This is a genomic window from Cobetia sp. PDI-12MA (assembly GCF_059507695.1).
Window position 1 is genome coordinate 23,743 of the sequence record NZ_CM183351.1, and the last position, 23,596, is coordinate 47,338.

Consider the following 23,596-nt stretch of genomic DNA (forward strand, 5'->3'; position numbering starts at 1 on the left):
CGGGTCGTCGCAGCCCTGCACGCAGCACTCATAACAACCACAAGAACCCTCAGGATCTTCCCAATGAATCCCCTCATGAGTCTCGTCGGGATGGCTTCGCTCATCCTCATTGCCGTGGCGCTGTCGTCGAATCGACGCGCCATTCGCCTGCGTACCGTGGGTGGTGCCTTTGCCATCCAGCTGGCCATCGGCGCCTTCGTGCTCTACACCTCCTTCGGCCAGGGAGTGCTGGCCGGTGTCTCCGGTGCCGTCAGCCAGGTGGTCAACTATGCCGATCAGGGCATCAACTTCCTGTTTGGCAGCCTGGCCAATCCGGGCAGTGGTGTCGGCTTCATCTTCGCGGTCAAGGTGTTGCCGATCATCATCTTCTTCTCGTCGCTGATCGCGGTGCTCTACTACCTCGGCATCATGCAGTGGGTGATTCGCCTGCTGGGTGGCGGCCTGCAGCGTGTGCTGGGCACGTCACGTACCGAGTCACTCTCGGCCACGGCCAACATCTTCGTCGGTCAGACCGAGGCGCCGCTGGTGGTCAAGCCGTATCTGGCCAGCATGACGCGCTCCGAGCTGTTCGCCGTGATGTGCGGTGGCCTGGCCTCCGTCGCCGGTTCGGTGCTGGGCGGCTATGCGGCGCTGGGCATTCCGATGGAATATCTGGTGGCAGCATCGTTCATGGCCGCACCCGGCGGACTGCTGTTCGCCAAGTTGCTGTTCCCGGAGACAGAGAAGCCGGACGACTCGATCGCTCTCGCCGATGCCGCCCTCAAGGATGATGATGCGCCTTCCAATGTGCTGGACGCCGCGGCCTCCGGGGCGTCTTCCGGCCTCAAGCTGGCGGCCAATGTCGGGGCGATGCTGCTGGCCTTCATCGCGCTGATCGGCCTGATCAACGGCATTCTCGGCGGCGTGGGTGGCTGGTTCGGCATGGACACGCTGAGTCTCGACATGATTCTCGGCTGGTTGTTCGCGCCGCTGGCCTTCCTGCTGGGCGTGCCGTGGAGCGAGGCGACCCTGGCGGGTTCCTTCATCGGCCAGAAGCTGGTGGTGAACGAGTTCGTCGCCTACATCAATCTGGCGCCCTACCTCAGCGGTGACAGCATCGTCGCGGCCACTGGCGCGGTAATGACGCCCTACACCATGGCAGTGCTGTCCTTCGCGCTGTGCGGCTTCGCCAATCTGTCGTCGATCGCCATCCTGCTGGGGGGGCTGGGCAGCCTGGCACCGACACGCCGTCATGAGATCGCAAGCCTGGGGCTCAAGGCGGTACTCGCCGGCACGCTGTCCAATCTGATGTCGGCGGCGATTGCCGGTTTCTTCCTGGCGCTGGCGGCCTGATGCATTCCTCGCTCTCCGCCCGGTCAGTCGACGGAAGCCATCCTGCCGGCATGCGCCGGGCGGCAAGCGAGGAAACATCGGGACGTCATCTCGGGAAAGCCGGGGGTGACAAGCTGCCTGGCGAGAGTGTGAAACGGTTCACATTGTCGTCGATGGCACGTTGATCATCCTCGAAATGTCGCTCTGTCGTTTTTGCGAGGAAGTGCTAACATCGCCGCCTTTCCGGACTGGGCCCCTGCGAGTTTCACTCCCGCGCCTTCGTCGGACTTCATGGCGACAAGACCCGCTCAGCGGGCAAGACCACAAGAATTCGAACAGTCTCATCATTCAGGACAGGACCGTTACGCGATGACCATGCTCAAGACCCTCGCGGCCAGCACTCTGGCTGCCACCACGCTGTTGACTGCTGCAGCACCGGCGCAGGCTACTGACTTCAATGGCGATATCCACGCCAATGATTACAAGTGGCTGACCTTCAACCTGATGCGCAGTGAAGACAACCGCCTGCCGTTCCGCAACAGCGAAGATACCTACCTGGAGATGGAGTTCGGCGGCCGCTCAGGCATCGTCGATCTCTACGGGTATGTCGACTTCTTCGATATCTTCGATGATGGATCGGATGATCAGAACGGTAATGACAACTTCTTCGCCAAGCTGGCGCCGCGTTTCTCGCTGGACGCCATGACCGGTTACGACCTGTCCTTCGGACCGGTGGATGAGCTCTACATCGCCACCGTCACCAACATTGGTGATAATGCGAGAGATGAGAACGGTGTTGGTAGTGGCCTGTGGGAGCACTACGTCGGCCTGGGCAGCGATGTGCAGGTGCCGTGGTTCGGCAAGATGGGCTTCAACCTCTACGCGCGTTACGTGCGTGAGAACTACGGCGGTGAAGACGAGAAGAAATGGGATGGTTACATGGCTTCCACCAACTGGTTCAAGCCGTTCGTCAACTTCGAAGATGGCAGCTTCATCGCCTATCAGGGCTACCTGGACTACAAGTTTAAGGCTGACGAGGTGGGCAGTGCAGATGGCCGTAGTGTCAACAGCATGGAGTGGTTCAATGGCATCTACTACCACACCCAGCGTATTGCACTCGGTTACGGCCTGAAGTACTACAACAACATGGCGTTCTTCACCGATGGCTCCACTGCCACCGGCGTTCGCCAGGACACCACCGGCTTCGGCAACTACTTCAGCATCAACTACAAGTTCTGATCACCGCATCGCTCTCGCTGAGCGACCGGCGCTAAAACAGAAACGGGAAGCCCTCAGGGCTTCCCGTTTTTTCGTCTGGCGCCTGAAGACCGGCATCTGGAGATCAGCGGAACTCCACCTCGGTGACTTCCACGCGCACCAGCTGACGTGACCACTCTCCTTCGGGCAGCGAGACGCGTACCTCGCGGCTATCGCGTGTCTGGCCGGGGCGCAGGTAGGTCTGGGGCAGACGATATTCACCGACCCACAGTGGCACCTCACGCGTCGCGAGCAGATGGCCATCATCGGCGTACAGGCGGAGTCTGGCCTGCACGCCGATGACACTCTGGCCGGCGGTGTTGTCGAGGCTGAACTGCAAAAGCGCCTCGTCATCCTCTTCGCTCACCGAGGACAGACGCGCGACCAGACCATCGCGGTGGCCTTCACTCAACAGCCGCGGATTGGCCAGCGCGCTGCTGTTGAGGCGTGACGCGCTGTCAGGCGCCGCGTTGCTGCCGTTGGCGGCGGCCGCTCCGGCTGATGGTGAGGCCGAGTCGCCCGGCGCAATGACCGCCGCCGTCACCGGCACGGCCGTCGAGGTCGGCACCAGCGCGCTGCCAGCGCCAGCTTCCCCGGACGGTTGTGTGGTCGGGGCGGACGCGGCCTGCACCTCATCCAGCTGATATTCCCAGCTGTGGTCCGGCTTGAGCAGGATCTTGACGCCACTGTCGAGCGTCACGGTGACTGGCTGGCTGATCGGCAGGCTATCGGCCAGCGCCAGCGGACTTGCGCTGGCTGCCAGCAGCAGTGCGGTCGCCAGGCGCAGTCGTGGGCGCAGATTCATCGTCATGCCAGCTCCTCAGGCAGTGATGCGTTCGACGCCACTTTCGCGTCCCACCAGCAGCACATCAGCACCGCGTGCCGCGAACAGACCGTTGGTGACGACACCGACGATGGCATTGATGCGCGCTTCCATGGCGATCGGGTCCTCGATAAGGAAGTTGTAGCAATCGAGGATGCGGTTGCCGTTATCGGTCAGCACGCCATCGCGGTAGACCGGGTCGGCACCCAGCTTGACCAGCTCACGCGCGACATAGGAGCGCGCCATCGGAATGACTTCCACCGGCAGCGGGAAGCCGCCGAGAATATCCACCTGCTTGGAGCCATCGGCGATGCACACGAAGCGCTCGGCGCAGGCCGCGACGATCTTCTCGCGGGTCAGCGCGGCGCCGCCGCCCTTGATCATCGCCAGGCATGGGTCGATCTCGTCGGCACCATCCACGTAAACCGGCACGGTGCCGACATGGTTGAGTTCGAAGACGTCGATGCCATGGCCCTTGAGGCGCTCGGCAGTGGCTTCGGAGCTGGCGACGGCACCGGCGAAGTCGTGACGCACTTCCGCCAGCGCATCGATGAACAGATTGGCCGTCGAGCCGGTGCCGACGCCGATGATGGTGTCGCGGCTCAGCAGTGGGCGAATCTCGTCAAGGGCGGCGCGGGCCACGGCCTGCTTCAGCTCATCCTGGGTCATATGATACCTCGGGTTGGTGGGGCGGTGGTGAAAGTGGGTATTGGCGCGGTCTTCCCTGCGTGGCCAGCAGTTTATCGCCGACAGGCGCTGGAAACGGCTTGACGTGAAGCGCAACGCCGGAAAACGCCACATTATAACGGCAAACCCCGCGATGGCGCTGGACGCTCTCGCCAGCGGTCTGATAACAATGGGGGTTCGGTCGCGCTCATGCGGCCTGCGCTGTGACACATCAGGACATTCCTATAATGCTCGAACATTACGTCAAGAAAATCCTGTCGGCTCGTGTCTACGAGGCCGCCCATGAAACTCCGCTCTCGCCGGCACCCTTGTTGTCGCGCCGTTTCGGCAATCACATCTTCATCAAGCGTGAAGACCTGCAGCCTGTCTATTCCTTCAAGATTCGCGGCGCCTACAACAAGATGGCCCAGCTGACGGATGAACAGAAGGCGTGCGGTGTGATTGCGGCCTCGGCCGGCAATCATGCGCAGGGCCTGGCAATGGCGGCCAAGCTGATGGGCGTCAAGGCAGTAATCGTGATGCCGCGCATTACGCCGGAAATCAAGGTGCAGGCCGTGCGCGAGCGCGGCGCGCGGGTGATTCTCAAGGGCGATGCCTTCCCCGAGGCACTGGCCCACGCGCGTACCCTGATGGACGAGCACGGCTATACCTTCATCCCGCCCTATGACGACCCGGATGTCATTGCCGGCCAGGGCACCGTCGGCATGGAAATCCTGCGTCAGCACCCCGGCAAGATCGATGCGATCTTCGTGCCGGTCGGCGGTGGTGGTCTGATCGCCGGTGTCGCGGCCTACGTGAAGTACCTGCGCCCCGAGATCCGCGTCATCGGGGTCGAGGCGGAAGATGCCGCCTGCCTCAAGGCCGCCATGGAAGCCGGCGAACGCGTGGTGCTGGACCAGGTCGGCGTGTTCGCCGAGGGCGTGGCGGTCGCGCAGATCGGCGCGGCACCGTTCGAGCTCATCCAGCACACCGTCGATGAGGTCATCACCGTCAATACCGACGAGATGTGTGCAGCGGTCAAGGATATCTTCGAGGATACGCGCGCCGTCTCCGAAACCAGTGGCGCACTGTCACTGGCGGGCCTCAAGAAATACGTCCAGCAGTCAGGCGCGGAAGGGGAGACGCTGGTCTGCATCAACTCCGGCGCCAACACCAACTTCGATCGCTTGCAGCACATTGCCGAGCGCACCGAGCTGGGCGAGCAGCGTGAGGCGATTCTGGCCGTGACGCTGCCGGAGCGCCCGGGGGCCTACAAGCAGTTCTGCAAGGTGATCGGCAAGCGCATGGTCACCGAGTTCAACTATCGCTACGCCAATCCGGAGGAAGCGCATGTCTTCGTCGGCGTGCAGGTCAAGCCGGGTGGTGAGGACCGTGCGGCTGTGGTCGAGAAGCTGCGTGAGGCGGGCTATGCGGTGGAAGACCTGACCGACAATGAACTGGCCAAGCTGCACACGCGTCATCTGGTCGGTGGGCGAACGACCAGCGATCTCGAGGAAGAGGTCTATCGCTTCGAATTCCCGGAGCGCCCGGGAGCCCTGATGAATTTCCTCACTCACCTGCCGGCGGACTGGAACATCTCGCTGTTCCACTACCGTAACCACGGCGCGTCGCATGGGCGGGTATTGATCGGCATGCAGATCCCCAATGGCGACCGTGTGCGTGTCGAGGAATATTTCAATGAGATCGGCTATCGCTTCTGGAAAGAGAGCGACAATCCCGCCTATCGCCTGTTCCTGTCCTGAGCGATGGGGCGATGACGGCTATATGAGTCATTGGCGTTGAAGGCGGCGAGCTGAGGCGCGACCCATCATGCTGCATTGGTCACATTCGTGGATAGAAAAGCCCCGTCCTTCACGTGGAAGGCCGGGGCTTTTTCATGCGTTTCCGGCGGGCATGCCGCAGGAAATTCCACATTTCATGCCAGGTGCGAAAAAGAACGGTGTTTCTGACTGAAGCTCTGGTCGGCAGGGGTGACCAGACATCAAAAGCTGCGTGGAAAAGCGTCCATTCAAACGATTGCATGGTGATTGTCATACAGAAGTCAGATGCCTATCATCTGGTCACTGTCAGGAAGACAGTCATCGACAACCGTCACGCGAAAGCCACTGACGATATAAGAAGAAGCCCGCTCTCATGAAACGTAAGCCCGATCTGGTCATGGCCCTGGTATTCATTTTCGGGATTGGTGTAGTGGCAACCGGCTACGCCCAGACCGTAATGGGTTCCTGAATCCTGCGCTGCTGCCCTCACCGGCGGTAGCGGTGCTGCTGGCGCCAGTCTCTCTGGCGCCACGCCCCGATGACATGACCTTCCTTCTGTCAGGCTTTTCAACTCCCAGCTTTCCAGCTCCCCGACTTCCCCTCAGCTTGCCCCCATCTGACTTCACTGAGTTGCTGCTTCGCCTCCTCGCAAACAGCCCCCTTTCTGCCTGCTTTTCCCCCTCGCGCTCTACTGTCTCTCAGTCGCCTCGTGGTCGTGCCATCGATCTCGTCAAAACGCCCAGCGTCTCATTCAGCACGAGCAGGGCGTACGACTTCGCGATCACTGACGATGGCATCCAGCGGAATGTCCCAGGGCTGTACCGGCAGGGCGGGGACCTTCTGGCAGTGATGGGCGAGACCGATCAGCAGTGGCCTTGGGCCGGGGCGGCGGGTAAAGGCGAAGCTGCGATCATAGAAGCCGCCCCCCATGCCGATACGAGCCCCGCGCCCATCGAAGCCGACCAACGGCATCAACACGATATCCAGCGCCCAGGCAGGCAGGCGCCGCGCCCTGGAAGCACCATGACGGGTGTCCGGTTCGGCGATGCCGAAGCGATTGCTGACCAGGGGTGTCTGGCCGTCGTAGCGCACGAACCATAGCGAATTGGCCGCGAATGGACGCAGTACCGGCAGATAGACCTTCGCCCCTCGTCGCTGCAGCCAATCGCACAGGCGCGTGGCATCGATCTCGCCATCGTAGGGCAGATACAGGGCGACGTGGCGGGCGCGCAGCAGTTCCGGCAGCCGTTTCAGCTGACGCAGGAGCGCATCTTCGGCTTGCAGGCGAATGGCAGGCGGTAGCTGACGGCGGCGTTGGCGCAGCAGACGGCGAAGCGCACGACGGTCGGCCTGAGGGTGATCGAGCTCGCTGGGCAGCGCCCAGAGCGTGGTATCGAGTGCTGCAGAAGGGAGTGGCGAGCGTGGGCTCGCGGGTGCGGCATAGACCGCGGGGGGCTTGTGCATGCCTGACAATCTCCGTCAGACAGGGTTCTCCAAGGTGCCGGTGTTACCGGGGGCCCTTGAACCCAGCGGTTCAAGGTGGGTAGTCCCGCGCAGCGCATCAGGCGTTCCGACGCACGGACATGCACACAGCACTGCGCAGTGGACTCCCTGGGAATAGCTTATAAGCTCGAGGGACATCGGCAACTGTCGTACACCCCAGAGAACTCATCCAGTCTACCAAACCCCGCCTGCCTGCCCAAGGGCTAATCCTGTCGGGAACAATCTGTTGCCTGAATGTATCAGTTGTTTGATTCTGAAGCGTTTTTACGCTCAGCAGCGCGCGCCTTCGCCTGATCGGCATAGTCGGCTGGCAGCTGACTGAGCGCGGCATCCAGTTGACGGTCCAGCGCGGTGAGGCGAGTCTCGAAGTCGTGCTGCAGGGCGCGCTCGCTGTCACGGCTGTTGATCAGCTCATGTGAGATATTGAGCGCGGCCATCAGGGCGACCTTGTCGGCGCTGATGGTGTTGCCGCGCTGCTGGATGCCTTGCATGGCGAGATCCAGATAAGCCGCCGCACGGGTCAGGCCATCTTCCTCGCCGGGCTGACAGCTGACGGTATAGCTGCGGCCGAGCAGGCTGATCTCGGTGGTATTGCGTGGGGTGGCGGAATCGCTCATGTAGATCCTCTCGGGCCTTGTCCGGCGTCATCCAGATTGATGCCGACGTCCTGCTGTCAGTGCGTCACCGTCGCAGTCAGGACGGCAAGCCAGAAGGAGGGCCAGTGCGGTAAGATGGGGGCATTCTCGAGCCACTATAGAGAGCCGCTTCTGGAGGGTCAACGCGCCGCGCGGCGCGGCTGCCTTGTGTTGCAGCACATCCTCCAGATGCCATTCTCCCGCTACAGAACCACTTCTCACTGACTCAATGGGGCCGCATCATGGCGATCATCAACGATACCTTCGACTTCTCGCTCGTCGCTGACCACTTCCTGGCTCACGGCAGCCTCAACAATCCCTCCTTCCTCGACGGTCAGCTGGTAGCCGCACTGGCGCTGGATGACATCAGTGCCGAGGATTGGCTGGCGCGTGTCTGCGCCTCGCTGGGGGTAGAGCAGCCGGCCACGCGTGAAGCTGGTGAAGTCTTCCTCACCTGGCGCACGCGCAATCAGGAGCGTCTGGCCGCCAGCGAGATGAGCTTCGAGCCGCTGCTGCCGGATGACATGTTCTCGCTGGCCGAACGCGGTCAGAGCCTGCGCGAATGGACGCTGGGCTTCCAGGAAGAACTGGCCGGTGCCGATGACGATGTCCGCAGTGGCTGGAGCCAGGCGCTCAAGGATGCGCTGAGCGATGTCGAAGCCATCTCGAGTGGCCTCGCCAACGCCGAAGACCTCGACGACGACAACGCCGAGGACGAGGCCGACCTGTTCGCGCTGGCTGACCATGTGCGCATGGCGGCCTTGCTGCTGTATACCGAGCAGCACCCGGGCAACCCGGACGTCGAGAAGCCCAGCGATGACCAGCTGCCGGAAGGCGGTCTCGAGGGCAGCCTTGGCGTCAGCTCGCGTACCGACACCCACTGAGTCAGTATCTGTAGCAGCATCTGCTCAATCGCTAGCCACTGAATCGATGGTCACCCACCACTTGCACCGCGTCCGACGCAGGGCTGGTGCAAGAGGGCGGGTGACCCCATCTACAGCATCACGCCTGTTTGTCATTCGAACGCGCCATGCCCGGCGGGTTCTCGACGGAGATTGCCATGACTGCCCCAGCCATCCTGCCCGCACCTGCTGCCCTGACGGCAGAGGATTTTCGTGCACGCCGCCAGCGCCTGATCGCGCAGCTGCCGCAGGGGGCTGCCGCATTGGTGGTCTCGTCGGGCCTGGCCCAGCGCAACCGCGACAGTGAATACAGCTTCCGTCAGAACAGCGACTTCCACTATCTGACCGGCTGGCCGGAACCCGAGGCCGCCTTGCTGATGCTGCCCGGACGCGCCGAAGGCGAGAGCGTGCTGTTCTGTCAGGAGAAGGACCCGCTGGCCGAAGCCTGGACCGGCATCCGCATCGGCGCCGAAGGTGCCGTCGCCACGGCAGGCTTCGATCAGGCCTTCACCAATGAGGCCCGTGATGAGGTGATGGCTAGCCTGCTGGATGGCCGCGAGCGCCTTTATGTACTGTTCGAGGATGATGAAGCTCTGGCGCTGGCTCAAGCGCTGCGCGATGAGCTGGCCGCCGCGGTGCGTCGCGGAGCACGACCGCCGGCCGCCTTCGAGGATCTCGCGCCGCTGCTGCATGAGCAGCGCCTGATCAAGGATGAGCGTGAACTGGCACTGATGCGTCACGCCGCCGAGATTTCTGCGCGCGCGCATGTGCGTGCGATGCAGATCAGCCGTCCCGGCCTGCACGAGTATCATCTGCAGGCCGAGATCGAGCATGAATTCCAGTGGCAGGGCGCGCCGGCTCCGGCCTACACCAGCATCGTCGGGGCGGGCGTGAATGCCTGTGTGCTGCACTACATCGAGAATCGCGCGCCTCTGGAGGATGGTCAGCTGGTATTGATCGATGCTGGCGCCGAGTACGCCCTGTATGCCGGCGACATCACGCGTACCTTCCCGGTCAATGGCCGCTTCAGTGAGCCGCAGCGCCGTCTGTACGAGATCGTGCTCAAGGCGCAGGAGCGCGCGGTGGCCGCCGTGGTGCCGGGTGCAACGTTGGTGGGCATTCACCAGCAGGTGGTGCATGACCTGACCACGGGGCTGGTCGAGCTGGGCCTGTTGCAGGGCGAGGTTGAGGAATTGATCGAGAGCGATGCCTACCGTCGTTTCTATCTGCACTCCACCTCGCACTGGCTGGGGCTGGATGTGCACGACGTGGGCAGCTATCGCGAAGCGGGTGAGCCACGCCCGCTGGTGCCGGGCATGGTGCTGACCATCGAGCCGGGTCTCTACATTCCGCAGGACGGCGACATTCCCGTCGAATATCGCGGCATCGGCATTCGCATCGAGGACGACGTCGCGGTGACTGCCTCTGGTCACGAGGTGTTGAGTCATGGCGTGCCCAAGTCCGTCGAGGCCATCGAGGCGCTGATGCGCGCGGAGGCCTGACGTCATGAGCGAGCCTGACGCCATGAGCGGGCGTGATGCCGAACACTTCGACATCGTGATCATCGGCGGCGGCCTGGTGGGCGCCAGCCTGGCCTGTGCGCTGGCGCCGCTGATGGCGCGTGTGTCCGACGAGAAGGGCCGTGAGGCCGCAGCGTTGCGTGTCGCCGTGATCGAGGCCAATGAGCTGCCCGCCGCGACGGCAGATGCCCGGCGCTTCCAGCCAAGTTTCGATGCACGTGCCAGCGCCATCGCGGCGGGCTCACGTCAGCGGTTCACCGACTTCGGGGTCTGGGAGGCGATGTGCGAGCACGCCACGCCGATTCGCACCATCCATGTCAGTGAGCGTGGCCTCCTGGGTGCGACGCGCATGCGAGCCTCCGAACTCGAGGTGGCCGCGCTCGGCCACGTGATTCCCAATGCCTGGATGGGCCAGGTGCTGCATCGCCAGCTGGCCGAGCTACCGCTGGCCTGGTATTGCCCGGCGCGCGTGGCAGAGATTGCTGTCACGGCACAAGGCCATCGCCTCACGCTCGAGGATGGTCGCCTGATCGAGGCTGAGCTGACCGTGCTGGCGGATGGCGGTCGCTCCGGACTCAAGGAGCGCCTCGGCATCCACAGTGCGGCGCAGGACTATGAGCAGCATGCCTTGATCGCCACGGTGGAGATGAGCCAGCCTCACCTGGGAGTCGCCTATGAGCGCTTTACCAGTGAAGGCCCGATGGCCCTGCTGCCGCTGGCCGGCAAGCGCATGGAGCTGGTGTGGACGCGCTCCCCCGCTGACACGGAAAGCCTGATGGCGCTGCCCGACAGCGACTTCCTGCAGGCGCTGCAGCGCGCCTTCGGTGAACGCGCCGGACGCTTTCGCCGTGTCGGGCAACGCCACGCCTATCCGCTGTCGTTGGTGCGTGCCAGCGAAGGCACACGCCCCGGCCTTGCGGTGCTCGGCAATGCCGCCCACGCCCTGCACCCGGTGGCAGGGCAGGGCTTCAATCTGGCGCTGCGCGGCGTGACCGACCTGGTCGCGGCCATCGAGGCGGGCCTGACGCGTGGCGAGTCGCCGGGGGCCACCAGCGTGCTGAGTGACTTCGAGGAGCGTCGCGGAGCGGATCGCGACAATGTGGTGCTGTTCAGCGATGGCCTGATCCGCCTGTTCGGGGTCGAGAGTCGCTGGTTGGGGCATGCACGGGCAGCGGGCCTGATCGGACTCAATCTGGTCTCGCCGCTCAAGCGCCTGTTGGCCAGGCGCTCGATGGGTATTGAGCGCTGAGGTTGGTAAGTGCTCGCTGACTTGGCTCGTGGGCAGAGCCTCGCAGACAGGGCGTCACTGACAGGGCCTCACTGACAGCGCCTTGATATCTAACCACGAGACAGGGCTTCGAAATCAGGGCACGAGATTGGTCTTCGAGATCAGGCTACGAGACAGAACTTCGAGACAGTACTACGAGACAGTACTACGAGACAGTACTACGAGACAGTACTACGAGACAGTACTACGAGACAGTACTACGAGACAGGGAGCAGGCATGAAGGACGGTCGATCAGCAGGTAGCGCACATGATGCCGATGTCGCCATCGTCGGTGCCGGTATCGTCGGTGCCACCCTGGCGTTGCTGCTGGGGCAGGCGGGGCTGCGGGTCATGCTGGTCGAGGGTCGCGAGTCCGCGACCCGCTGGCAACCAGATAGCGCCCCCGAGCCACGGGTGAGTGCCTTGACGCCGGTCTCTCAGCAGCTGTTGAGCGGCCTGGGTGTGTGGCCGACCATCGCCGCCAGTCGTCTGATGCCCTATACCGGCATGCAGGTGTGGGACGCGGAGGGCAATGGCGAGATCCAGTTCAGCGCCGAGGACAGCGGCGTGCCGGTGCTGGGTCATATCGTCGAGAACCGGGTCACGCTCGCCGCGCTGGAGCAGGCCATCGATACCTGCCCTGCGATCACGCGCTGCTTCGGGGCACGTGTAGCAGGTATGGCGCTGCCACGCTCGGGCGCCACCTCAGTAGTGAATGCTTACCAGCTAGAAGCGGCGGAAGTGACCAGCCTGACGCTGACCGATGGCCGGACAGTCACTGCGGCGCTGGTGGTTGCGGCGGATGGTGCGCGCTCACGGCTGCGCGAGCTGGCCGGGATCGCCACGCGGGAACACGACACCGGCCAGGTTGCGCTGGTGGCCACGGTGCGCACCGAACTCGCGCATCAGGCCGTCGCGCGTCAGCGCTTCCTGCCGACCGGGCCGCTGGCCTTCCTGCCGCTGGCCGTCAATGACGCCCTGGCTCAGCCGGCTGAGGGAGCCTCGGCTGCAGAGCGGCATTGCTCCATCGTGTGGTCGACCACACCAGAAGAGGCTGAGCGCCTGCTGGCACTGTCACCAGCGGCATTCTGCAGTGAGCTGGAAGACGCCTTTGAAGGCCAGCTGGGCGCCATCGAATGGGCGAGTGAGCGCTTCAGTTTCCCGCTGCATCAGCGCCACGCCGAAGACTATGTGCTGCCGGGGCTGGCGCTGGTGGGGGACGCCGCGCATGCCATTCACCCGCTGGCAGGGCAGGGCGTCAATCTGGGCTTGATGGATGTGGCGGTGTTGGCAGACGAGCTGTTGGCAGGGCATCGCCGCGGGGTGGCGCTTGGCGATGAGCGCTGGCTGGCGCGCTATCGTCGCCGGCGTCGCAGCGACAATGCCATGATGCTCAAGATGATGGATGGCTTCCGGCTGTTGTTCGGCAGCCGTCAGCCGGGCGTACGTCTGCTGCGCAACTTCGGGCTTGGTTTCGTCGACGGCCAAGGCGAGTTGAAGCGTATCCTGATGCGTCAGGCAATGGGGCAGCGGGGTGAGTTGCCTGCCAGCTGCAGGCCGTAACAAGAATGAAGGTGATGTAGTATCTGTGTTGCCGGGTATGTGGGCGCAAACTATCATCGCTTGGGCGCAGGATTGACCGACCGCTGCCACACATGCCGCTGCATGTTTCTATACAAGTGCGTATGTCATGCCCCCTGCAACGACAAGGCCCCGCCAGATGGCGGGGCCTTGTCGTTGTGGCCTGATGATCTGGTGACCATGGCGTGATGCTTACTCGTCGCTTGTGGGCACGGTGGCCTTGAGCGCCGCGCTGCGCCCCAGCACGTTCATGCCCTTGAGCAGATTGAGCGCCTCACCCAGCTGATAGTCGCTTTCCGCCACTACCGGGCTGTCGGGTGCCTTGCTGCTGGCGGACTCGCTGGCGGCGTTGGCATTGTCGAGGCGCCCCTCGAGGTCAGCCTCACGCACGCTGAAGTCACGCCGCGTGTCGCGCTCGAGACGACCTCGCACGACCTCCACATCCGGGCGAATGCCCTCGGCCTGGATCGAGCGTCCGCCGGGCGTGAAGTAGAGCGCGGTGGTCAGCTTGAGCCCATCGCCATTGCCCAGCGGCATCACTGTCTGGACCGAGCCCTTGCCGAAGCTGTCGGTGCCCATGATGATGGCGCGGTGCTGGTCCTGCAGCGCGCCGGACACGATTTCCGCGGCCGAGGCCGTGCCGCCATTGATCAGCACCACCAGCGGGGTGTCGCCCGCCGGGGTATCGGGTCTGGCCGAGAAGGAGAGCTCGCTGTCGGGCAGGCGGCCTTCGGTGTAGACGATGCGGCCACTGGACAGGAACAGGTCACTGATCTCGACGGCGGCCGAGAGAAGCCCGCCGGGGTTGTTGCGCAGATCCAGCACCAGCCCCTTGAGCGGCTCACCATCGTTGTCTTCCTGCAGTCTGGCCAGCGCCGTGTGGGCCTCGTCACCGGTCGCGCTCTGGAACTGGCTGATGCGCAGATAGCCATAGCCCGGATCCAGCAGGCGCTGACTGACGCTGCTGCTCTTGATGATGGCCCGTTCCAGCACCACTTCGCGCGGCATGTCGGCGCCCTCGGACAGAATCAGCAGCCGAATGCGAGAGCCTGCCTCACCGCGCATCAACTTGACCGACTCCGACATCGACAGGCCATCCAGCGGCGTATTGTCGATCTTGAGGATGACGTCTCGCGGCTGCAGGCCCGCGCGGGCCGCCGGGGTGTCATCGATGGGGGCAATGACGGTCAGCTGACCATCGTCGCCGGTGCCGACCTCGATACCGATGCCGCCAAACTCGCCGTCGGTATTCTCGCGCAGGTCCTGCCAGTCCTCCTGATCCAGATAGGCGGAGTGCGGGTCCAGCCCTTCGAGCATGCCGCGCATGGCATTCTTGAGCAGCGTGCGGTCATCGACCTGATCGACGTAGGTGCGCTTGATGCGTTCGAAGATCTCGGCGAAGGTGCGCAGCTCATCCAGCGGCAGGTCAGTGCCCTGACGGGCGTCCTGAGCGCTGTCGACCGGCGCGGTGACATCTTCTGCACTGGCCGGCAGTCCGCCACCCAGCAGGGCAAAACTCAGCGGCACGCTGACCGCCAGCTGACGCAGGCGGCGCGGGGCAGGACGGAACGGCGACATTGCAGACATGCGATTTCCTTCTCAACGGATACTGACTCGACTGGTACCGAAATGCGCTGAGCGCCGGGGCCGGATGTCGAGGCATGTCAGGGGACACACCTCCCAGCATGCTCGCAGTCACAGGCTACTGCGAGCATATCCCGCGCGAGTGCCTGGCGACTAGCCCGCTGGGTAGCGGTGGCATTCAGCGTTGTCTGACAATCAGACGATGCGCGAGGTGCCGCTGCCAGGCACTTCAGCGGCGCGAGAGCCAGCGACTCGGGTCTGTCGGCTGACCGCTGCGGCGCACTTCGAAATAGAGCGCCGGGCCATCGCGCCCGCCGCTACTGCCGACGCTGCCCAGCTGCTGGCCACGTGACAGGCTGTCGCCCGGGCCCACGCTGAAGCTTGCCAGGTGGGCGTAGAGCGTCAGCACGTTGTCACCATGATCGAGTATCAGCAGGTTGCCATAGCCGCGCATCCAGTCCGCGAAGACCACGCGACCGGCGTGCGGCGCCGTGACGGCGGTACCCTGCGTCGCGCGAATCAGCACGCCATCACGGTTGACGCCCTCGCCACGCCCATAGGCGGAGATCACCTTGCCTGGCGCCGGCCAGTCCATCTTGCCCATTGCACGCGTGATGCGGGTCTTGGGCGGCGGTGCGCTCTTGATCGACTTGAGGCGCTTCTCGAGGGTCTGTATCAGCTGATTGGCATGTGCGCGGTCCTGGTCCAGTTCGGCGATCTTCGCCTCATGGCTGGCATAGCGTGCATCCAGTTTGCGCAGCAGGGCGGCGCGTTCATTCTGTTGCGCGATCAGCTGACTGGCCTGCCGCTTGAGGTCTGCCTGTACGTCATCCAGGCGCGTCTGGCGGGCCAGCAGCTGCGCGCGGGTGTCGGCCAGTGACTGGTTCAGCTCGGCCAGGCGCTCCAGCGCCGCGCGCCGTGATTCGCTCAGGTGGTTCAGATAGATCTGCAGGCGCTCAAGGCGTGCGGGGTCATCCTGGTTGAGCAGCAATTTCAGTTCAGGCTGACGACCGAGGCGATAGAGGGCAGCCATCTCTTCGGCGACCGCCGCCTTCTGGGCCGTCTGCTGCTGACTGAGGGCTTCACGCTTGCGCGTCAGCGCCACCAGCTGCTGCTGGATGTCATCGCGCTCATCCTCGAGCTTGCCGGTCTGCTGGCGCGTGGCGTTGAGCTGGCGCTCGATCTTCTCCAGCCCGTTGCGGGTGTCACTGCGCCGCGCTGCCGTGGCCTTGAGCTCGCCCTGCATCGCCTGGATCTCGCGCTTGAGGCGCTTGAGGTCCGCCTCGGAGGCCTGCTTCTTCTGGGTCAGAGTGGCGGTGTCGTCAGCGGCCAGCGCAGTGGCGGACGTTACGGGGGCGAGTGCCAGCGGGGCGAGACTCAGCAGCCAGGCAGACAGCACAACGCCGGAGACTCGGCTCCGGCGCTTTGAGATTCGGGGGCGGTCGCCCTGCCCGAGCGATGTGCTCGGGCAGGGCGAGAGGCATGACGCACCGAAGGGCGCGCCATGCAGCCTGCTATCAGGCCTCGGCATAATCGACCAGCACCTTGCCATCCATCTCTTCCGGCACCGACTGGCCCATCATGGTCAGCAGGGTCGGGGCGAGATCGCACAGACGCCCGTCGGCGGCCAGTTTGGCATCGCGCTGCGTCACGTAGATCAGCGGCACCTCGAAGGTGGTGTGCGCAGTCTGCGGATTGCCGGTTTCCGGGTGCACCATCTGCTCGGCGTTGCCGTGGTCGGCGGTGATCAGGCATTCGCCACCGACCTTCTCCAGCGCCTCGACCACGCGGGCCACGCACTTGTCGAGGAACTCGACGGCCTGGGCGGCGGCGTCGAACTTGCCAGTGTGGCCGACCATGTCGCCGTTGGCGTAGTTGCAGACGATGAGGTCGTAGCTGCCGGATTCGATGGCTTCCACCAGCTTGTCGGTGACTTCGCCGGCGCTCATTTCCGGCTTCTCGTCGTAGGTCTTCACGTCCTGCGGGGACGGCACGAGGATGCGCGTCTCGCCGGGGTATTCCTCTTCGCGGCCACCGGAGAAGAAGAAGGTGACGTGCGCGTACTTCTCGGTCTCGGCGATGCGCAGCTGGGTCAGGCCACGGTCGGACACGACCTCGCCCAGGGTGTTGTGCAGCTCGGTCGGCGGAAAGGCTGCCGGCGCCGGGATGTCGGCGGCGTACTGGGTCATCATTACCAGGCCGTCGTGGGCCAGCTTGGGCGGCGTGCGCTCGAAGCCTGCGAAGTCCGGCTCGACGAAGGCGCGGGTCAGCTCGCGGGCACGGTCGGCGCGGAAGTTCATGAAGATGGCCGCATCGCCTTCCTGCATGGCGACGGAATCGCCGATACGGGTGGCGGTGACGAATTCATCGGTCTCGTCGCGCTCGTAGGCGGCAGCCAGACCGGCGACCCCGGTGGCGGCTTCATGCTCGGCCTCGCCGTTGGCGATCAGGCGGTAGGCCTGCTCGACGCGGTCCCAGCGGTTGTCGCGGTCCAGTGCGAAGTAGCGACCGACCAGCGTGGCGACACGGCCGTCTTCCAGGCCCAGGCCCGCGAGGTGCTCATCGGCACGCGCGATGGAGGCCTCGGCACTCTTGGGCGCGGTGTCACGGCCATCGGTGATGGCGTGGATATAGATGCGCGTGGCGCCCCGCTCGGCGGCCAGGTCGGCCATGGCCAGGGTGTGGTCTTCGTGGGAGTGGACGCCACCCGGTGACAGCAGGCCGATCAGGTGCACGGCACGCCCGGCCTTGACGGCGGCATCGATGGGCGCGGTCAGGACCTCATTGTCCTTGAGGGCATTCTCACGCACCGCCTTGGTGATGCGCGTGAAGTCCTGATAGACGATGCGTCCGGCACCGAGGTTCATGTGGCCGACTTCGGAGTTGCCCATCTGGCCGTCCGGCAGGCCGACGAAGCCACCATCGGTGTGAATCAGTTCGCTGGGATATTCACGACGCAGGCGGTCCATCACCGGCGTGTCGGCGGCGAGGATGGCGTTGTCCTTCTCCTCTTCGCTATGACCGTAGCCGTCCAGAATGATTAGGGCGACGGGACGCGGACCTTGTGCTTGAGCTGCCATGACTTCCTCGCTGTGATGACGAATGATCTGGGGTGAGCAGGGGCCGGGATACCAGGATGATGCTCGGCGGGAGACACATCATGCAGCTGTCATGTCCTGTGGCCATGCTGTGGCGCATCCGCGAGGCAGAGTCCTCGGCGGAGACGACATGTAGTGATAAAACTACCTGCTCGTTCTGCCCTCTATTAGAGGGGTGGTAAGGTGCCGAGTGCAAGTGTCGCAAGTGTATCGCCGGGATTGGGTCGCGCTATCGGTGGATCGCTCCGGCCCGGCTGAGCTGACAGCAGCCGGCGCATCGCTCGGCTACGCCTTTTTGATGCCATGCAGCGGCATTCATGCTTGGGCCTGTCATGTATAATGCTGGCTCCGTTACCTCAGGTAGCGGTCTATTTCCTTTGCCGCGTACGCGTCGGCATGCACGTCACAGCGGAGTTAGCCCGTCTCATGATCGAACAGCTGCTTCAGTTCGCGCAGAATCATCCCTTGCTGGTCGGTGCCTTCGTCGCCCTGCTGGTCGCCCTCATTGTCATGGAAACCATGCGTGGCAACCACGGCGTCAGCGTCAGCGAGGCCACGCGACTGGTCAATCGCGAAGAGGGTGTCTTCATCGACATCCGCGACAGCAAGGAATTCAAGGCAGGGCATATCGCCGGTGCCGTCAACGTTCCCAGCAGTCAGCTGACCAGCGAGACCACTCCGCTGGCCAAGTACAAGGAACGCCCGGTGATCATCGTCTGCAAACACGGCCAGACGGCGGGACCGCTGGTAGCGCGCCTCGAGAAGGATGGCTTCAAGCAGGCCGTCAAGCTCAAGGGCGGCATGGGCCAGTGGGAAGCCGACAGCCTGCCGGTCGTGACTCGCTGAGTCGCAGGCTCGCTCGCCGAGTGTCTGCCAGCTGTCATTGCCTCCGCTGGCTGGGCAAGTTTGCGGGCCTGCTGGAAGCCGGCTCGCAACCAAGAATAAATCTCCGAACCCTCAAGGATATGTCTCATGGCTGAAGAACAGAACGCACAGGCTGCAGCAGGCGCAGAACAGGCTCAGGATCAGCTCCAGTTTGCCCTGCAGCGCATCTACGTGAAGGACGTGTCCTTCGAAGCCCCGAATTCTCCGGCGGTCTTCTCCCAGCCGTTCCAGCCGAAGGTCGCGCTGGAGCTGGATACCGAGCACCAGCAGGTCGGTGAGGAGCTGTTCGAAGTTTCCATCAAGGTCACCGCTCAGGTCACCAACGGCGAAGACAAGACCACTGCCTTCCTGGCGGAAGTCGAGCAGGCTGGCCTGTTCCGTATCGCTGGCCTGTCTGCCGAGCAGCTGGACCACACCCTGGGCGCCTTCTGCCCGAACGTGCTGTTCCCGTATGCGCGTGAAGCCATCGACAACCTGGTCAACCGTGGCAGCTTCCCTCCGCTGATGCTGGCTCCGGTCAACTTCGAGGCCATGTACGCGCAGCGCAAGCAGCGTGAAGCCCAGGGCGCCGCCGAGGCGACCGCTCACTGATCAGTGAGCCGGCCTTGATGGGCCACATGACAGGTACGACCAGCGACGGGCCCCAGTGGCCCGTCGCTGCGTTTCTGGGCGACAATGGCCGCCGCCTTGCCTGCGATGCTGCATTGACTCATCGCGGCTCACTTTCACTGCTTCTCTGTCCGCGAGACCCCGCCCATGGCCATTCGTCTGCACTGCCCCGATCTTGATCTCAATGTCAGCGCCGGGGCGTCCTTCGCCCTCCCCGAGGGGCCTGCACGCCACCTCGGGCTGGTGCTGCGTGCCAAGGTCGGCAGTGAGGCGCAGCTGTTCAATGGGCGTGGGCAGGAGGTGCGCGTGGTGCTGGAGGAGGTGACCCGCAAGGGCGTCAGCGTGAAGGTGATCGAGGCGGTGCCCAATGACCGCGAGGCGCCGCTGGCGGTGCATCTGGGACAGGCGATCTCCAAGGGCGATCGCATGGATTACGCCATCCAGAAGGCCTGTGAGATGGGCGTGGCTGCCATCACGCCACTCTATACCGCGCGTGGCGACGTCAAGCTCAAGGGCGAGCGCGCCGACAAGAAGCTGGCGCACTGGCAGGGCGTGGCGGCCAGCGCCTGCGAACAGTGCGGAAGAAGTGTCGTGCCGGTCGTGCATGCCCCGGTGGCGATGACGCAGTGGCTGGCCGAGCGTGATGAGCCGCTGCGCCTGATTCTGCAGCCGGGCGGTGCCGAGGCGCTGAACGTGGCCGAGGCCGAGGGCGGCGTTGCCCGCGCCAGCCTGCTGATCGGACCGGAAGGCGGCTTCACGCAGGAGGAGGTGGCAGAAGCGGCCGCCGCCGGTTGTGAGGTGCTCGGCCTGGGGCCGCGTATCCTGCGCACCGAGACGGCGCCGGTGGTGGCGCTGACCTTGCTGCAGCAGCGATTTGGTGACCTGCCGCGCTGATCTCCCAACATCGGGCGCCCGGGCGGAATTGTTTATCTGCCGGCAACACAGCGTGCGCCGGCAAGGGCGTTTCGCCAGTGGTGAGCAGCACGGCGCTGCTGCATACTTGTCCCATCGCTCCCGCGCCATGGTGTCATGTCGCGACGGGAGTCTCCGTTATCCCCGCTGCCGGCCGCGTTCCGGGCTGGCAGTGTCGTCACAAGGTTGCCTCAATGACTGTTCGCAAGCTCAAGATCGGCGTGGTGATGGACCCGATGTCCAGCGTCGCCTACAAGAAGGACACCACTCTGGCCATGTTGTGGGCCGCCAGCCAGCGTGGCTGGTCGCTGCACTATCTCGAGCAGGAAGATCTCTATCTCGAGAATGGTCGCGCCATGGGCCGGATGCGTGATCTGGAGGTCTACCACGACCCGGACAACTTCTATCAGCTGGGCGAGGTCGTCGCGACTCCGCTGGCCGAGCTTGACGTGATCCTGATGCGCAAGGATCCGCCCGTCGACGAACACTTCCTGAATGCCGTTCACCTGCTGGGCTTTGCCGAGCGGGAAGGCGTGCTGGTGGTCAATCCGACAGCTGCGCTGCAGACCTGCAACGAGAAGCTCTTCGCTCAGCAGTTCCCGCAGTGCATCCCGCCGACTACCGTGTCGGCCAACGCCAAGGTGCTGCGTGCCTTCCATGCCGAGCATGGCAACGTGATCTTCAAGCCGCTGGATGGCATGGGAGGCAGTGGTATCTTCCACGTCGCCGAAGATGGCCGCAATCTCGGCTCGGTGATCGAGCAGCTGACGCTGCAGGGCACCCGTCAGATCATGGCCCAGCGTTATGTGCCGGAAATCAGTGCCGGCGATACGCGCATTCTGCTGGTGGATGGCGAACCGGTACCGTTCGGTCTGGCGCGCATTCCGAGCGCCGGCGAGACACGCGGCAACCTGGCGGCTGGCGGACGTGGCGAATCGCGTGAGCTGACCGACCGCGATTACTGGCTGATCGAGCAGGTCAAGCCGGTGGTGAAATCATTGGGTCTGATGTTCGTCGGCCTGGACGTGATCGGCGACTACATCACCGAGATCAACGTCACCAGCCCGACCTGCGTGCGCGAGATCGATACCCAGCGCGGCACTGATATCGCCGGTCTGTTGATGGATGCCATCGAAGCGCGTCTGGCGGCGCAGCCCCCCGCCTGAGCAATATCGCGGTGAGGTCGGCGCCAGTGGCTGACCCGCAATGGATTCGCAGTAAACGGCAGGGAAGCCGAAGCTGCCAATGAGGTTCCGTGGACAGGGAGTGGGGTATGGCAGCACCCGTCGAGTGGTGGGCAGGCAATCATGGCGTCACCGACCCGATCACCTATGTTCCGGTGACGCGGGGGCATCGCCGTGTGGTGGCATGGGGCGCGGCACTGGCCGTTCATGCCGTCATCGGCTGGTGGTTACTGGGCAGCGGCCTGCTCACGCCGCCCGAGGTGCCGCCGATGCCCAAGCCGGTGATGCTCGATGTGACGCTGGTCAGTCAGGCCAGCGCCACTGCCGTCGACTCGCAGGTGGTGGCCGAGCAGGACCAGCAGGCCAGTGGCAGCGGGCGCGAGGCAGCGGTGCAGGCCGGGCCAGTCAATCTGGCGCCCCCGCAGCCGGGCGAGCAGAGTGCGTCCGAGGCCAGCGAGCCGGCCGTGGCGGAAGCCCAGGCTCCGGCTACGCAGGCGCTGGTGCTGCCGGAGCGCATCCCCGAGGTCATCGCGACCCAACAGGCATCGTCACAGCAGGTGGCGCGTTCCGAACTGCTGCCGGATACGCCGGACAACGAACAGCAGGCCAGCGAGCAGGACGTCCAGCGAATCCAGGCCTCCGGCCAGTCACGTGAGGTGGTGGGTGACACCGCCTCACGCAAGGCGGCGCGTGCCTCGGCCCGTGCGCGCTATATCAACGACTGGACCGGCACGGTGCAAACGTTCGGCAACCAGCACTATCCGGCGCCTGCTCATCTGAGCGGCGAGCTGCGGATTCGCGCCGTCGTGCTGCCCAGCGGTCAGCTTGAGTTCGCGGAAGTGTTACAATCCTCGGGACATGCTGAACTCGACCAGGCGGCTCTGGATACGGTCTACGGCGCGGCTCCTTATGCGCCCTTTGATGAAAGTCTCAAGGGGATGAGCCAGCTGACCATCACCCGCATCTGGCGATTCGGCCCCGGCAACGATTCTGGCGCGCCCTGACGCCTCGGGAGGACCATGCAAAGTCTGCGAGACTATTTCCTGCTGGCGATGCCGCATCTCGATGATGACAATTTTTCCGGCTCGCTCAGTTACCTCTGTGATCATGATGACAAGGGCACCCTCGGTGTCATCGTCAACAAGCCGATCAAGCTGACCATGCGCGGTCTGTTCGAGCAGCTCGAGATCGCTGCCGACAGCTGTGAACGCCTCGATGAGGTGGTCTATTACGGCGGCCCCGTCCACAAGGACCGCGGCTTCATCCTGCATCGCGGCAAGGCCAGCGAGTGGGATTCCAGCCTGCAGGTGACCGACGAGCTGGCGCTGACCACTTCGTTGGACATCTTGAAGGCGATAGCCGGCAACGAAGGCCCTGATGATTTCATGGTCTGCCTCGGCTGCGCTGGCTGGGAGCCGGACCAGCTCACCAACGAGCTGAAGGAGAACAGCTGGCTGATCGTCGAAGGCGACAGTGGCATCCTCTTCGATGCCGACAGTGAGTCCCGTCTCGAAGCGGCTGCCAGCAAGCTGGGCGTCGACATGAATCTGATGTCGCGGGAGATCGGGCATGGCTGAGCGGAAAGTCAGCCGTACGGCGCTGGCGTTCGACTTCGGCACGCGCCGTATCGGTGTCGCGGTGGGCACCGAGATGCTCGGCACCGCGACGCCTCTGGTACCGCTGCATGTGCGGGACGGCATTCCGGACTGGAATGTCGTCAATCGCCTGATCGAGGAATGGCAGCCCGATCTGTTCGTGGTCGGCCTGCCCCTCGAGCTGGACGGCAGCGAGACACTGATGTGCAGCCGAGCCCGCAAGTTCGGCAAGCGCCTGTATGGCCGCTACGGCAAGCCGCTGGAAATGTGGGACGAGCGCGGCTCCACCAAGGCGGCCAAGGGCTTGGCGCGTGAGCGCGGCCACCGCGGCAATTATCGCGATGATGGCGTGGACGGCCTCGCCGCTCAGCTGATTCTCGAAAGCTGGTTTGCAAGCCAGCGAGGCGAGGGCGACCTTGTCGGTTACTGAATACTCCACCCGCTTCCTTTCCGGAAGCGGGTTTTTTTTGTCTGTTTGCCGC

General features: G+C 64.1%; 21 protein-coding genes and 1 other RNA gene. 14 read left to right on the forward strand and 8 right to left on the reverse strand.

Translation table 11 applies throughout. The annotated features are described in order from the left end of the window. The first annotated feature begins 63 nt into the window (after positions 1–63). Complete coding sequence (locus AC5WNI_RS00100) at positions 64–1,332, forward strand: NupC/NupG family nucleoside CNT transporter (protein ID WP_043331634.1); 1,269 nt, start codon at positions 64–66, stop codon at positions 1,330–1,332. Positions 1,333–1,680: 348 nt separating this feature from the next. Beyond that, on the forward strand, positions 1,681–2,550 hold the full coding sequence (locus tag AC5WNI_RS00105) for an outer membrane protein OmpK (protein ID WP_175088941.1): 870 nt from the start codon (positions 1,681–1,683) through the stop codon (positions 2,548–2,550). A 103-nt stretch (positions 2,551–2,653) separates the two neighbouring features. Here the strand turns inward: AC5WNI_RS00105 and AC5WNI_RS00110 are convergent, their stop codons facing one another. Further along, positions 2,654–3,379 carry a DUF3157 family protein gene (locus tag AC5WNI_RS00110; protein WP_175088942.1) on the reverse strand — a complete coding sequence of 242 codons (726 nt, stop codon included), beginning with the start codon at positions 3,377–3,379 and terminating at the stop codon, positions 2,654–2,656. A 9-nt stretch (positions 3,380–3,388) separates the two neighbouring features. Then, positions 3,389–4,060: a ribose-5-phosphate isomerase RpiA gene (gene rpiA, locus AC5WNI_RS00115; protein ID WP_175088943.1), complete on the reverse strand. Its 672-nt coding sequence runs from the start codon at positions 4,058–4,060 to the stop codon at positions 3,389–3,391. A 236-nt stretch (positions 4,061–4,296) separates the two neighbouring features. Here rpiA and ilvA point away from each other — a divergent pair, with 236 nt between their 5' ends. Then, on the forward strand, positions 4,297–5,820 hold the full coding sequence (ilvA, locus tag AC5WNI_RS00120; protein WP_279878201.1) for a threonine ammonia-lyase, biosynthetic: 1,524 nt from the start codon (positions 4,297–4,299) through the stop codon (positions 5,818–5,820). A gap of 765 nt (positions 5,821–6,585) precedes the next feature. Here ilvA and AC5WNI_RS00125 read toward each other — a convergent pair. The 3 genes from AC5WNI_RS00125 to AC5WNI_RS00135 form a co-directional block, all read right to left on the reverse strand. After that, complete coding sequence (locus AC5WNI_RS00125; RefSeq protein WP_175088945.1) at positions 6,586–7,302, reverse strand: 5-formyltetrahydrofolate cyclo-ligase; 717 nt, start codon at positions 7,300–7,302, stop codon at positions 6,586–6,588. A gap of 22 nt (positions 7,303–7,324) precedes the next feature. After that, positions 7,325–7,507, reverse strand: a non-coding RNA gene (gene ssrS, locus AC5WNI_RS00130) — 6S RNA. Positions 7,508–7,580: 73 nt separating this feature from the next. Continuing rightward, positions 7,581–7,958: a cell division protein ZapA gene (locus AC5WNI_RS00135; protein WP_175088946.1), complete on the reverse strand. Its 378-nt coding sequence runs from the start codon at positions 7,956–7,958 to the stop codon at positions 7,581–7,583. 260 nt (positions 7,959–8,218) lie between these two features. On the opposite strand from AC5WNI_RS00135, the gene AC5WNI_RS00140 reads away from it, so the two are divergent. From AC5WNI_RS00140 to AC5WNI_RS00155, 4 genes are all read left to right on the forward strand, one after another. Beyond that, complete coding sequence (locus AC5WNI_RS00140) at positions 8,219–8,860, forward strand: UPF0149 family protein (RefSeq protein WP_064503223.1); 642 nt, start codon at positions 8,219–8,221, stop codon at positions 8,858–8,860. A 176-nt stretch (positions 8,861–9,036) separates the two neighbouring features. After that, entirely contained in the window at positions 9,037–10,380 is a 1,344-nt protein-coding gene (pepP, locus tag AC5WNI_RS00145) for a Xaa-Pro aminopeptidase (RefSeq protein WP_175088947.1), read from the forward strand. A 4-nt stretch (positions 10,381–10,384) separates the two neighbouring features. After that, positions 10,385–11,647: a 2-octaprenyl-6-methoxyphenyl hydroxylase gene (gene ubiH / locus AC5WNI_RS00150; protein WP_175088948.1), complete on the forward strand. Its 1,263-nt coding sequence runs from the start codon at positions 10,385–10,387 to the stop codon at positions 11,645–11,647. A gap of 256 nt (positions 11,648–11,903) precedes the next feature. Beyond that, a complete protein-coding gene (locus tag AC5WNI_RS00155; protein ID WP_175088949.1) occupies positions 11,904–13,229 on the forward strand; it encodes a UbiH/UbiF/VisC/COQ6 family ubiquinone biosynthesis hydroxylase in 1,326 nt (441 codons plus the stop codon). Positions 13,230–13,439: 210 nt separating this feature from the next. On the opposite strand, the gene AC5WNI_RS00160 is transcribed toward AC5WNI_RS00155, so the two are convergent. The 3 genes from AC5WNI_RS00160 to gpmI form a co-directional block, all read right to left on the reverse strand. Beyond that, positions 13,440–14,825 (reverse strand): S41 family peptidase, encoded by a 1,386-nt coding sequence (locus tag AC5WNI_RS00160; RefSeq protein WP_175089067.1) that lies wholly within the window; start codon positions 14,823–14,825, stop codon positions 13,440–13,442. 235 nt (positions 14,826–15,060) lie between these two features. Beyond that, on the reverse strand, positions 15,061–16,230 hold the full coding sequence (locus AC5WNI_RS00165) for a murein hydrolase activator EnvC family protein (protein ID WP_175088950.1): 1,170 nt from the start codon (positions 16,228–16,230) through the stop codon (positions 15,061–15,063). A 118-nt stretch (positions 16,231–16,348) separates the two neighbouring features. Further along, positions 16,349–17,911 (reverse strand): 2,3-bisphosphoglycerate-independent phosphoglycerate mutase, encoded by a 1,563-nt coding sequence (gene gpmI / locus AC5WNI_RS00170; RefSeq protein WP_175088951.1) that lies wholly within the window; start codon positions 17,909–17,911, stop codon positions 16,349–16,351. Positions 17,912–18,355: 444 nt separating this feature from the next. Between gpmI and AC5WNI_RS00175 the strand changes: the two genes are divergently transcribed. The 7 genes from AC5WNI_RS00175 to ruvX all read left to right on the forward strand — a co-directional run bounded on the left by AC5WNI_RS00175 (position 18,356) and on the right by ruvX (position 23,544). Continuing rightward, positions 18,356–18,775, forward strand: coding sequence for a rhodanese-like domain-containing protein (locus tag AC5WNI_RS00175; protein WP_043331622.1), 420 nt, complete (start codon positions 18,356–18,358; stop codon positions 18,773–18,775). A 126-nt stretch (positions 18,776–18,901) separates the two neighbouring features. Continuing rightward, complete coding sequence (gene secB / locus AC5WNI_RS00180; RefSeq protein WP_043331620.1) at positions 18,902–19,405, forward strand: protein-export chaperone SecB; 504 nt, start codon at positions 18,902–18,904, stop codon at positions 19,403–19,405. A 165-nt stretch (positions 19,406–19,570) separates the two neighbouring features. Beyond that, complete coding sequence (locus tag AC5WNI_RS00185) at positions 19,571–20,317, forward strand: 16S rRNA (uracil(1498)-N(3))-methyltransferase (protein ID WP_495928564.1); 747 nt, start codon at positions 19,571–19,573, stop codon at positions 20,315–20,317. Positions 20,318–20,529: 212 nt separating this feature from the next. Continuing rightward, positions 20,530–21,501, forward strand: coding sequence for a glutathione synthase (gene gshB, locus AC5WNI_RS00190; protein WP_495928565.1), 972 nt, complete (start codon positions 20,530–20,532; stop codon positions 21,499–21,501). 107 nt (positions 21,502–21,608) lie between these two features. After that, on the forward strand, positions 21,609–22,523 hold the full coding sequence (locus tag AC5WNI_RS00195; RefSeq protein WP_175088954.1) for an energy transducer TonB: 915 nt from the start codon (positions 21,609–21,611) through the stop codon (positions 22,521–22,523). A 15-nt stretch (positions 22,524–22,538) separates the two neighbouring features. Further along, positions 22,539–23,096 (forward strand): YqgE/AlgH family protein, encoded by a 558-nt coding sequence (locus AC5WNI_RS00200; protein ID WP_043331610.1) that lies wholly within the window; start codon positions 22,539–22,541, stop codon positions 23,094–23,096. Beyond that, a complete protein-coding gene (ruvX, locus tag AC5WNI_RS00205) occupies positions 23,089–23,544 on the forward strand; it encodes a Holliday junction resolvase RuvX (RefSeq protein WP_175088955.1) in 456 nt (151 codons plus the stop codon). Before AC5WNI_RS00200 ends, ruvX begins: the two co-directional genes overlap by 8 nt. Positions 23,545–23,596 lie beyond the last annotated feature (52 nt).

Coding starts and splice junctions, on each gene's coding strand:
- AC5WNI_RS00100 (WP_043331634.1), top strand. CDS start 64: ATGAATCCCCTCATGAGTCTCGTCGGGATGGCTTCGCTCATCCTCATT.
- AC5WNI_RS00105 (WP_175088941.1), top strand. CDS start 1,681: ATGACCATGCTCAAGACCCTCGCGGCCAGCACTCTGGCTGCCACCACG.
- AC5WNI_RS00110 (WP_175088942.1), bottom strand. CDS start 3,379: ATGACGATGAATCTGCGCCCACGACTGCGCCTGGCGACCGCACTGCTG.
- rpiA (WP_175088943.1), bottom strand. CDS start 4,060: ATGACCCAGGATGAGCTGAAGCAGGCCGTGGCCCGCGCCGCCCTTGAC.
- AC5WNI_RS00125 (WP_175088945.1), bottom strand. CDS start 7,302: ATGCACAAGCCCCCCGCGGTCTATGCCGCACCCGCGAGCCCACGCTCG.
- AC5WNI_RS00135 (WP_175088946.1), bottom strand. CDS start 7,958: ATGAGCGATTCCGCCACCCCACGCAATACCACCGAGATCAGCCTGCTC.
- AC5WNI_RS00140 (WP_064503223.1), top strand. CDS start 8,219: ATGGCGATCATCAACGATACCTTCGACTTCTCGCTCGTCGCTGACCAC.
- pepP (WP_175088947.1), top strand. CDS start 9,037: ATGACTGCCCCAGCCATCCTGCCCGCACCTGCTGCCCTGACGGCAGAG.
- ubiH (WP_175088948.1), top strand. CDS start 10,385: ATGAGCGAGCCTGACGCCATGAGCGGGCGTGATGCCGAACACTTCGAC.
- AC5WNI_RS00155 (WP_175088949.1), top strand. CDS start 11,904: ATGAAGGACGGTCGATCAGCAGGTAGCGCACATGATGCCGATGTCGCC.
- AC5WNI_RS00160 (WP_175089067.1), bottom strand. CDS start 14,825: ATGTCGCCGTTCCGTCCTGCCCCGCGCCGCCTGCGTCAGCTGGCGGTC.
- gpmI (WP_175088951.1), bottom strand. CDS start 17,911: ATGGCAGCTCAAGCACAAGGTCCGCGTCCCGTCGCCCTAATCATTCTG.
- AC5WNI_RS00175 (WP_043331622.1), top strand. CDS start 18,356: ATGATCGAACAGCTGCTTCAGTTCGCGCAGAATCATCCCTTGCTGGTC.
- secB (WP_043331620.1), top strand. CDS start 18,902: ATGGCTGAAGAACAGAACGCACAGGCTGCAGCAGGCGCAGAACAGGCT.
- AC5WNI_RS00185 (WP_495928564.1), top strand. CDS start 19,571: ATGGCCATTCGTCTGCACTGCCCCGATCTTGATCTCAATGTCAGCGCC.
- gshB (WP_495928565.1), top strand. CDS start 20,530: ATGACTGTTCGCAAGCTCAAGATCGGCGTGGTGATGGACCCGATGTCC.
- AC5WNI_RS00195 (WP_175088954.1), top strand. CDS start 21,609: ATGGCAGCACCCGTCGAGTGGTGGGCAGGCAATCATGGCGTCACCGAC.
- AC5WNI_RS00200 (WP_043331610.1), top strand. CDS start 22,539: ATGCAAAGTCTGCGAGACTATTTCCTGCTGGCGATGCCGCATCTCGAT.
- ruvX (WP_175088955.1), top strand. CDS start 23,089: ATGGCTGAGCGGAAAGTCAGCCGTACGGCGCTGGCGTTCGACTTCGGC.